Source organism: Micromonospora sp. S4605, from assembly GCF_003176715.1.
Lineage (GTDB): Bacteria > Actinomycetota > Actinomycetes > Mycobacteriales > Micromonosporaceae > Micromonospora > Micromonospora echinaurantiaca.
The window spans coordinates 1-3156 of record NZ_QGSW01000106.1 but is presented as its reverse complement, the minus strand read 5'-3'; the positions used below and the strand labels follow the sequence as shown (position 1 = coordinate 3156).

The window sequence follows — 3156 nt, the reverse complement described above, 5'->3', positions numbered from 1 at the left end:
GGCCGGGCGGGACCGACGACGAGACCCGGCGCGAGCCGAGGGGGCCGGTGTCGTGACCGGTCTGCTCGTGGTGACCGCGGTACCGGCCGAGGCGGAGGCGGTCCGCGCCGGCCTGCCGGATCCGGACACGGTGGTGGTGCCGGTGGGCGTGGGGCCGGCCGTGGCCGGTGCGGCCACCGCCCGGCTGCTGGCACTCGCCGAGGCCGCCGGACGGCCGTACCGGGGCGTGGTGAGCGCCGGCGTGGCCGGTGGCTTCGCCGGCGCCGTGGCGGTGGGCGGCACCGTGCTGGGCACCCGCAGCGTCGCCGCCGACCTGGGCGCCGAGTCGCCCGCCGGGTTCATCCCGGTGGACGAGCTCGGCATGCCGCCCGAGCTGCTCGGCGGCGGCGTCGCGGTCGCCGCCGATCCCGACCTGCTGGCCACCCTCCAGTCGGCCCTGCCCGAGGCGACGGTGGGCGCGGTGTTGACGGTCAGCACGGTGACCGGCACCGCCCGGAGCACCGAGGAGCTGCGCCGCCGGCACCCGGACGCGGTGGCCGAGGCCATGGAGGGGTACGGGGTCGGCGTCGCCGCCGCCCACGCCGGCCTGCCCTTCGTCGAGCTGCGTACCGTCTCGAACCCGATCGGCCCCCGGGACCGTGACGCCTGGCGGATGCGCGAGGCACTCGCCGCCCTCACCACCGCCGCCGCGGCCCTCGCCTGACTACGCCGGTGCATGCCTGACCCGGCCTGGGCCGACGGCGCCGGTCAGCGGCGCCGGGGCAGGTCGAACCGCAACGCCGACGGTCGACTCGTCTCCAGCTGGTAGCCGCACCTCAGCAGGAAGTCGACGCCACCCAGCTCGGCGACCGCACGGGCCGTCCGGATGCCGGCCCGACCCATCTCCTCGCCGAGCAACTGGACGAGCCGCCGGCCGATGCCCAGGTACCGCAGCTGCGGGGCGATCAGCACGCCGTCCAGCACCAGCACGCGCTCGTCCCCCAGGTCGTCGCCGAGCCGGAGGTCCTCGCTGCGTTCGTGGGCCCGCAGCTCGCCGACCAGGTCACCGCCGGGCAGTTCGGCCACCAGCCGCCAGCAGCCCGCCGGCACCGCCTCGGTCACCCGGCGGACCGCGACCGCGGCCCGGGCCCGCTCCCGCAGCCGTCGCTCGTCGCGACGCTTCCGGTCGAGGTCGTACGTCAGCGCGGGCACCCGCAACGGCCAGCGCTCCGGCGGAAGGTTGTACCAGTGCGCCCACCAGGCCGCCGGCCAGTCCTTGAGTGTCCGGACCTCGCGCAGGTCCAGGTGCGCCGGATACCGCCGCCCCGCCTCGTCCCGATGCCTGTCGTGCGGCTCCTCGGGCACGGCGCCGATCCCGTCGGCGGCTTCATCCCGCGCGGTGGCGGAATTCCGGACACCTACCGGCGAGCGCGGTCCCGGCGAGCGCGGTCCCGGCGAGCGCGGTCCCGGCGAGCGCGGTCCCGGCGGCCGCGCCGGCGACTGAGTACCGTCGTCCTCTCGGCCGGCGGCGCACTCCCGAACACGCACGGTCAACTCGCCGCCGGCGGCGCGGACCAACCGCTCGACCGTCCGGAGCCGGGGATCCGCCTCCGGATCCGACTCGAGCCGCGCCACCGTGCTCTTGGGGACGCCGGAACGCTGGGCCAGTTCGCGCTGGCTCAGATCCGCCCGCCGTCGCAGCGCGCGCAGCGCGGCTCCCACGTCGATCACCCCCGCCCGCTTCGCCATTCCTCGATGGTTCCGGCTCGCCGGACGGACTTCAACAGCCTCCCGCCGCCTGTGGAAAACCCTGTGGAAAACCGGACCAGGCTGGGCACATGGACACTGCCGCAGACACTGTCGAGCTGCCCCATCCATAGGACCAAGACCTCCGGCGGCCGGAGAGGGCAGGCAGCCGGAGCGGGCAGGCAGCCGGAGCGGGCAGGCAGCCGGAGACGGCAGCAGCCGGAGAGGGCATGCGGCCGGAGAGGGCATGCGGCCGGAGAGGGCATGCAGCCGGAGAGGGCATGCAGCCGGAGAGGGCATGCGGCCGGAGAGGGCATGCGGCCGGAGAGGGCATGCAGCCGGAGAGGGCATGCAGCCGGAGAGGGCGGCAACCGGAGAGGCAGGCGCCGCACCTGCTACCGCGGCCCACCGTGCAGCGAACTGCTGGGCGGAGGCCCAACGCCAGCCCTCCGATCGGCCGACGGAGAGGTCCGATGGGGCCGGCACCCCAGCGCCCCATCTATGAGCCCTCACGCCGGTGCATCCGGCGTCCGGCGACCGGCCCGCGAGGTCCGACGGCCGGCGACCGGCATCCGGCATCCGGCCGTCCGGCAGCCGGCATCCGGTCGTCCGGCGGCCGGCATCCGGTCGTCCGGCGGCCGGCGGCCGGCGGCCGGCGGAAATCTTCGGGGCGGGTTGCTGCTGGGGTCCTGTCGAACTGCGACCCATCTGACCAACTCCACCTTCATCGACCGCATAAGACCGCCGCGCAGCCACTTGGCGGCATGCTGGCGCAACGGCCGATCACGCCGCGACGCCCGGCGCCCCATCTATGAGGGCAGCTCTGAAGGACCGCAACAGCAACTGCCGCCCCTTGACCGACCACGCCGCGAGCAGCAGCTACACGAGGACTCCGCCGAGCCACTTGCCAGAGCGGAGCCGGAAGGCTGCCGCTCGACGGCATGGCAGGCGCGACGACCATGCCGTGCCGCCACGCCGGTGCCCCATCTGTAAGGGCAGCTCTGAAGGACCGCAACAGCAACTGCCGCCCCTTGACCGACCACGCCGCGCGCAGCAGCTACACGAAAACTCCGCCGAGCCACTTGCCAGAGCGGAGTCCGAAGGCCGCCGCTCGACGGCATGGCAGACGCGACGACCATGCCGTGCCGCCACGCCGGTGCCCCATCTGTGAGGGCAGCTCGGAAGGACCGCCACAACACGCTGGCTTCGGCCTGCCGGACCAACCGTCACCCAGGCCGACGAAGACTGCCGCCGGCCGCCGGGCACATCGGCGGGTGAGGCTCGGACCACGACAGCCGGTTCGACACCGGGTCGGCCTCGGAGGCGAGGCGGGTCACAGCGCCGGGGCCGGCCAGAGCGGGCCAGCGCGGGGCGGGTCACGCCAAGGCCGGCCGGAGCAGGCCAGCGCGGGGCGGGTCACAGCGCCAAGGC

General features: G+C 75.2%; 2 protein-coding genes and 1 pseudogene. 1 reads left to right on the top strand and 2 read right to left on the bottom strand.

Annotated elements, in window-relative coordinates; translation table 11 throughout:
• Positions 1–52: 52 nt before the first annotated feature.
• On the top strand, positions 53–703 hold the full coding sequence (locus DLJ47_RS06675) for a futalosine hydrolase (RefSeq protein WP_109899189.1): 651 nt from the start codon (positions 53–55) through the stop codon (positions 701–703).
• 44 nt (positions 704–747) lie between these two features.
• Here the strand turns inward: DLJ47_RS06675 and DLJ47_RS36680 are convergent, their stop codons facing one another.
• Together DLJ47_RS36680 and DLJ47_RS36675 are read right to left on the bottom strand one after the other, a co-directional pair.
• On the bottom strand, positions 748–1344 hold the full coding sequence (locus tag DLJ47_RS36680) for a GNAT family N-acetyltransferase (protein WP_233257688.1): 597 nt from the start codon (positions 1342–1344) through the stop codon (positions 748–750).
• Positions 1345–1596: 252 nt separating this feature from the next.
• Positions 1597–1728 (bottom strand): annotated as a pseudogene (locus tag DLJ47_RS36675) (helix-turn-helix domain-containing protein); the annotation flags it as partial.
• Positions 1729–3156: the final 1428 nt, after the last annotated feature.